6 protein-coding genes and 2 pseudogenes are annotated in these 6,516 nt (G+C 61.4%); 3 read left to right on the forward strand and 5 right to left on the reverse strand.

Annotation, left to right across the window (positions count from 1 at the left end; genetic code table 11):
* Positions 1-221: 221 nt before the first annotated feature.
* Positions 222-521 (forward strand): hypothetical protein, encoded by a 300-nt coding sequence (locus PO883_RS33380; RefSeq protein WP_289313624.1) that lies wholly within the window; start codon positions 222-224, stop codon positions 519-521.
* Between the two features lie 11 nt (positions 522-532).
* On the forward strand, positions 533-1,597 hold the full coding sequence (locus PO883_RS33385) for a site-specific integrase (RefSeq protein ID WP_289313625.1): 1,065 nt from the start codon (positions 533-535) through the stop codon (positions 1,595-1,597).
* 425 nt (positions 1,598-2,022) lie between these two features.
* Here the strand turns inward: PO883_RS33385 and PO883_RS33390 are convergent, their stop codons facing one another.
* From PO883_RS33390 to PO883_RS33405, 4 genes and pseudogenes are all read right to left on the reverse strand, one after another.
* The gene (locus tag PO883_RS33390; RefSeq protein ID WP_054264785.1) at positions 2,023-2,391 is read right to left on the reverse strand and encodes a type II toxin-antitoxin system PemK/MazF family toxin; all 369 of its coding nucleotides are present in this window, start codon (positions 2,389-2,391) and stop codon (positions 2,023-2,025) included.
* On the reverse strand, positions 2,391-2,645 hold the full coding sequence (locus PO883_RS33395; RefSeq protein ID WP_063896205.1) for a hypothetical protein: 255 nt from the start codon (positions 2,643-2,645) through the stop codon (positions 2,391-2,393). The genes PO883_RS33390 and PO883_RS33395 overlap by 1 nt, the downstream gene beginning before the upstream one ends.
* 179 nt (positions 2,646-2,824) lie before the next feature.
* Entirely contained in the window at positions 2,825-3,415 is a 591-nt protein-coding gene (locus tag PO883_RS33400) for a transposase (RefSeq protein WP_289313626.1), read from the reverse strand.
* Positions 3,416-3,431: 16 nt separating this feature from the next.
* Positions 3,432-3,653: pseudogene (locus PO883_RS33405) on the reverse strand (recombinase family protein); the annotation flags it as partial.
* A 1-nt stretch (position 3,654) separates the two neighbouring features.
* Here PO883_RS33405 and PO883_RS33410 point away from each other — a divergent pair.
* A pseudogene (locus PO883_RS33410) lies at positions 3,655-6,306 on the forward strand (Tn3 family transposase); the annotation flags it as partial.
* On the opposite strand, the gene PO883_RS33415 reads toward PO883_RS33410, so the two are convergent.
* A partial coding sequence (locus tag PO883_RS33415) for a hypothetical protein (RefSeq protein ID WP_289313627.1) occupies positions 6,303-6,516 on the reverse strand: 214 nt, incomplete at its 5' end. The pseudogene PO883_RS33410 and the gene PO883_RS33415 overlap by 4 nt on opposite strands.

Genomic DNA, 6,516 nt, shown 5'->3' on the forward strand with positions numbered 1-6,516 from the left:
AAAATCTAAGTTAATCTTTAACCGGCTTTAGACTGCCCCGCGAATTGACCACGGAGGCAGTACAGATGAAAAATCGGGATGTAGTAGCAGAATATTGTGACGAGTGGGTGCGCTGGTGCCAGACACGCAGCTTTTACATGCGACCGGCCAGCAGCGGAACCCTTGGGCGCCTGCAGCCGTCCAAGGTGGGGAGGGAGCCAAACGCCCGTAACCACCCTGACATGCAGTATTTCAACATGGCCGTGCATACATTGGCCGACATGAAGAAATGGAAGGGCAAGTTCCTGGCATTCAAGGCGTATTACGTCGGCGACGCCGCGCTGGCCAAGCAGGCGGCCGCCGCGCTCGGCATCAGCGAGCGCACCTATTATTATCATGTGAAAAGCTTTGGGCAGGCCGCCTACAGCATGAGCCACAGCATCAAGAAGGCCCACGAAGCGATGGCCACGCCGGCGCTGCCACCGGAACCGCCGTCGGCGCCGGTGCTGCACCAGCTCGGTTCGTTCATCCCCCCAGCCTGACCGGGGGCGGCATGTCCAGCACCCTGTTCAAGGTTGGCAAGTATTACCACTACCGCTTCCGGCTCGCCGGTGGCGCGCGGCGCCAGCGGACCACCCACGAGGTGAACCACAAGCGCGCCCACGCGATCATGTCCAAGGCGTACGCCGATGCCGTCCTGCTCGCGAGCGGCATGCAGCTGGTCCCGACGCTGGAGGAATTGATCGAGCAATGGGAGGAACTGCGCGCGCCGATCGCCAGCAAGTCGCATCGCCGCGGGGTCGACGTTTTCAAGCGCCGGCACCTTCACGGGCTGGGCCAGCTGTTGATTAGCGACCTGGGCACCGAGATCATCGAGAAGGCGCGAAACGCGCACCTGGCCACGCGCAAGCCGGCCACCGCGAACCACTGGCTGCGCAAGCTCAAGCTGCTGGTGAACTGGGCGGTCAAGCGCAAGATCATCCCCAAGCTGCCGTGGGACGTGCCCATGCTGCCGGTCCAGAAGATCCCGCGCGCCACCTTGCCCACCAAAACCACCGACGACTGGCTGGCCGAGATCGACAAGGCGACCACGCGCTCGCCGTCCGTCGCCATCGCTGTGCGTCTCATGTACGGCCTGGGCCTGCGCGAGTCGGAAGCGGCCAGCGCCTGCTGGGAGTGGATCGACTGGGAGCGGCGAACCTTCACGCCCGGCATTACCAAGGGAAAGGAGGCGGTCCCAGTACCGATGCCGCGCTGGCTGGTTGTGTACCTGGCGCCCCAACGACGACCGCAGGGCCTCATTGCGCCAGGTAAGCAGGGCAGGGCGCTGCCGGATGGATTCGCCCGATACGCTATGCGCCGCGCCAACGCCGCCACCTCCCTGACTGGTATCACTCCCCACCGGCTGCGCGGCACCTGCGCCACCCTCATGTCGGAAGAAGGCACGCCCATTCAGACCATCCAGGCCATCATGCGCCACAAGGACCCGAAGACCACGATGGGCTACCTGGAAGTGAACATGGACGTGGCCAGCCGTGCGCAGGACCGGATCGAGGACAAAATCTACAGCGGGCGGAAAATGGGCGATGCGCGTCAAACCGGCCCTAGCGATGCTTGACTCTCGTGACAACACCTAATCCTCAGTGACAATTCTGGGCGTTGCATTGCTTCCGGGGAATATCGACAGTTCCGCGTCCGGTTGCGCAGGCTGGACAGCGCCCAAATGCAACCAGGTTGCCGTCATCGGCCGGAATGTTCCACGGGTGCGGAAGGTGTTATTCCGCTGCGCCGCGAGGGGCTAAAATTTTCCAAGGAATCAAGGCGTTACACGCGCATTGCCGAGCCGTGTCGAGCAGCTGCCGGACCGGCTCGCGACCAGGCCATTCTGTCAAAATTCGTGACCTGTTGAAGGGCCCACAAGTTACACAAAATTAGGTTACAAGAAAAGTTGCACTCGCCTTTTCGTGTAACCTCTCCCAAATTCATTCTGCGCGACGTCGACGGCAAAACCGCGCTACGACCTGTGGACATCCAGAAAATGCGTTAGGGGTGGTTGAAGCCGCAGATCATGCCCAGCCTGGACAGTGCTTCTTCCAGTACGGCGGCATGGCCACCGCCCCAAGGATGCTCACAAGCCTCGCGCGCGCGCCAGTCGAATGACTTTGGTTGGAAAGTGAGAATATAGCCAACCTCGTCTTTTGGACCCTTGACAGCGACGGCGAACTGATTGTCCGCATTGGACGCGGCGTGCGTCATGGGGAACCCAATTACGATGCCAGTCTTCTCGTTGAAAGCACGAGTGGAAGTAACAAGCATCGGATGGAAGCTTGGCATTTCCTTCCCCACGTGGGGGCTGTGCTGAATGTAGATGATGTCCGCGCGGTCTGGAGCCCAGCCTTGCTTCGCCGCCATTAGACGACTTCCTCGCCGACCGGGGCGAATGTCATTACTTCGCCGCCATGACGCACTGGGTCGAAGGAAGCCAGCATCGAGGCAAGGGTAATTCCTGGCTCCACCGCTTCCAAGACAATTCGACCCTTCTCGGCGGTGATGCGCACTTGCGTCCCGTCTGTCATGCCGGCAGTCTTGGCGACCACCTTCGTGAGGCGCACGGCAAGGCCATTTCCCCATTGGCTCACTGCTGCTTCTGCTGTCTGATAGTTCATGATTCTCTCCTTAAGTCGGTAGATACATGGTATCTACTTCGCGGGCGCGTGTCAACGCGTGTCTACGGTGGTATGCTGCTTCCGGGCCGCGCACCACCTGATGTGCGGCTCATGAAGCAAGGCATGAAAGTTGCCTACCAAAGTATGTTAAATGTAAATTATTAGTGACTGTTCAGCGGCTAAGCAATTAGTGGAATAGGGTTGCCGGCGAAGGCGCGTTGCAGCACAGCGAGCATGCTGTGGCCTTGTTTGCGCAACGTGTCGAGGCAGGAGCGGATGACGCAGAAGTGCTCGGCACCGGCAAGTGTGCGGAAGCAGCCCGATATTTTCTGTTTGACCTTGGGCATGCGCACGGCGCGTTCGCCGACGTTTTTGGTGAATGGCACGGCCGGATCGCTGATGAAACGCAGGACCGCGTCGGCGTGCAGGCGGAAGCGGCGCAGCAGATTGGCCGGGACCGATTGTTTGCCGCGGCCGCGCTGACCCGGCGACTGCACGGCTTCGGGATGAAGCGCTTCGCCTTCCCGCACCAACGCGTCGTACACGGTGCGGAAGGCGGCCACATCGTCGGCGTCGAGCGAACGCTGTTGGTGCCGCGCCGCCGTACAAACCCGATTGGCGCTGAGCAGCAATTGCATCATCGACTCGGGCCATTGCTGGCCGGTGATTTCCTTCACGTAAAGCAGTTCGCGCAACAGGTGGGCATTGCATAAGGCGTGAATGGAGTCGTCAAGCCGCCAATACGGGGCCCAACAATCGTGCACCAGCACGCCCAGGCGCTTGGGCGACCAGGTTCTTGACGTTTCGGCCGAGGCGGTCGAGCTTCCACACGACGAGGGTATCGTCCTCCCGCAGCATTTCCAATGCCTTGGCCAGTCCGGGCCGTTCAGCACGGCCACCACTCATCTTGTCGTCGAACAGCTTCTGGCAGCCTGCTTTGCTCAACGCATCAATCTGGAGGTCAAGATTTTGATCGCTGGTGGAGACACGCGCATAACCGATCAGCATGCAGACAGTGTTTGGTTTTCAGTCGTTTACGACGATGCATCACTATCGGCCTGCGGTGCACGGGATGAACGAGCTCGCGTGCCAGACCGACAAGGGTGTTGTGCTCGCGACGGAATTAATTGAGCAACTACGCCGCCAGGCTATTCTGTCGCCAACGGCAAATGTCATCGAACGGATCTGTGCCGAGGCGATCACGCGCGCCAATCGGCGCATTTATGAGTCGCTGACCGATTCCCTGACGGTGTTCCACTTCCGCAACCTGGACAAGCTGCTCACCCGCAAGACCGACAGCAACATCACTTGGCTGGCCTGGCTGCGCCTCTCCCCGAGCAAGCCCAATTCGCGGCACATGCTCGAACACATCGAACGCCTCAAGGCGTGGCAGGTGCTCAACCTCCCGGCCGGCATCGAGCGCGCGGTGCACCAGAATCGCTTGCTCAAGATCGCCCGCGAGGGCGGGCAGATGACGCCGGCCGACCTGGCCAAGTTCGAGGTCAAGCGGCGCTATGCGACGATGGTCGCGCTCGCCGTCGAAGGCATGGCCACGGTCACGGACGAAATCATCGACCTGCACGACCGCATCATGGGCAAGCTATTCAACACGGCCAGGAACAAGCATCAGCAGCAGTTCCAGGCGTCGGGCAAGGCGATCAACGACAAGGTACGTCTGTACGGGCGCATCGGTCAGGCCCTGCTCGATGCCAGGCAAAGCGAGGGCGATCCGTTCGCCGCCATCGAGGCCGTCATCTCCTGGGACGCCTTCAAGGCCAGCGTCACTGAAGCGCAGAAGCTGGCGCAGCCGGAAAGCTTCGATTTCCTTCACCTCATCGGTGAAAGCTACGCCACGCTGCGTCGCTACGCGCCTGAATTCCTCGACGTGCTCAAGCTGCGGGCGGCGCCGACCGCCAAGGGCGTGCTCGACGCCATCGATGTGCTGCGCGACATGAACGCCAGCGGTGCTCGCAAGATGCCGGCCGACGCGCCGACCGGCTTCATCAAGAAACGCTGGTCGAAACTGGTGCTCACTGGCGAAGGCATCGACCGGCGCTATTACGAGCTGTGCGCCATGTCCGAATTCAAGAACGCATTGCGATCCGGCGATGTGTGGGTCCAGGGCTCGCGCCAGTTCAAGGACTTCGACGAGTACCTGATTCCGGCCGAAAAATTTGCCGCAATGAAGCTCGCTGGCGGCCTATCGCTGGCCGTGGCCACCGACTGTGACCAGTATCTGGCCGGGCGGCTGTCGCTTCTGGAAGAGCAGCTTGCCACGGTCAACCGCCTGGCCGCCGCCAATGCCTTGCCCGATGCCGTCATCACGACGCAGTCCGGCCTGAAGATCACGCCGCAGGATACGATAGTCCCGGACACCGCACAGGTTCTGATCGATCAGACGGCAATGCGCCTGCCGTCCATCAAGATCACCGAATTGCTGCTGGAAGTCGACCAGTGGACCGGATTTACCCGTCACTTCACGCACCTCAAAACGGGCGACGCGGCCGGCGACAAGACCTTGCTGTTGACGGTGATACTGGCCGACGCGATCAATCTCGGCCTGACGAAGATGGCCGATTCCTGTCCCGGCACGACGTACGCCAAGCTGTCCTGGTTGCAGGCCTGGCACATCCGAGATGAAACGTATTCTCCGGCGCTGGCCGAGCTGGTCAACGCCCAGATCGGCCAGCCGTTCGCCGCGCACTGGGGCGATGGCAGCACCTCGTCGTCGGATGGCCAGCGCTTCAAGGCGGGCGGCAAAGCCGAGAGCACCGGCCACATCAACCCGAAGTACGGCGCCGAACCCGGCCGCATGTTCTACACCCACATCTCCGACAAGTACGCGCCCTTCAGCATCAAGGTCGTCAACGTCGGCATGCGCGACTCGACCTACGTGCTTGACGGCTTGCTGTATCACGAGTCCGACTTACGCATCGAGGAACACTACACCGACACGGCCGGTTTCACGGATCATGTCTTCGCGCTGATGCACCTGCTGGGTTTCCGTTTCGCGCCGCGCATCCGGGACCTGGGCGATACCCGGCTTTATGTCCCGAAGGGAGAGACTAGCTATGACGCACTCAAGCCGATGATCGGCGGCACGCTGAACATCGATCACGTCCGTGCCCACTGGGACGAGATCCTGCGCCTGGCCGCCTCGATCAAGCAGGGCACGGTCACCGCCTCGCTCATGCTGCGCAAGCTCGGCAGCTATCCGCGCCAGAACGGCCTGGCGATCGCGCTGCGCGAGCTGGGGCGCATCGAGCGCAGCCTGTTCATCCTGGACTGGTTGCAGAGCGTCGAACTGCGCCGGCGCGTACACGCCGGTTTGAACAAGGGTGAGGCGCGCAACGCACTGGCCAGGGCTGTGTTCTTCAATCGGCTCGGCGAAATCCGGGACCGCAGCTTCGAGCAACAGCGCTACCGCGCCAGCGGCCTCAATCTGGTGACGGCGGCCATCGTGCTGTGGAATACGGTGTACCTGGAGCGTGCCACCAACGCCTTGCGCAGCCACGGCCGCACGGTGGACGACGACTTGTTGCGCTACCTGTCGCCGTTGGGCTGGGAGCACATCAACCTGACTGGCGACTACCTGTGGCAGAGCAGCGTCAAGGTCGGCGTCGGGAAGTTCCGACCGCTGCGCCCGCTGCCCAAGTCTTAACGTACTTTAAATTCCGTTTTCTGAGACGACCCCATGAGCAGGTGCGGGCCGTCAGCAGCAGTTTCGGCGCGTCGCCGGATTTGATTGCGTGTTCCCCATTTCAGCGCGTGCGGCAATCCCCGCCTAAGGTCTTGGGCGTGCCGCTTTTCTGTATTTTCCCGAACTAGGTTACCGATTTCGCTTGCTAACATCGCATTTGCTCGTCGATTC

It is taken from the genome of Massilia sp. DJPM01 (assembly GCF_030348125.1).
GTDB lineage: Bacteria > Pseudomonadota > Gammaproteobacteria > Burkholderiales > Burkholderiaceae_D > Telluria_A > Telluria_A frigida.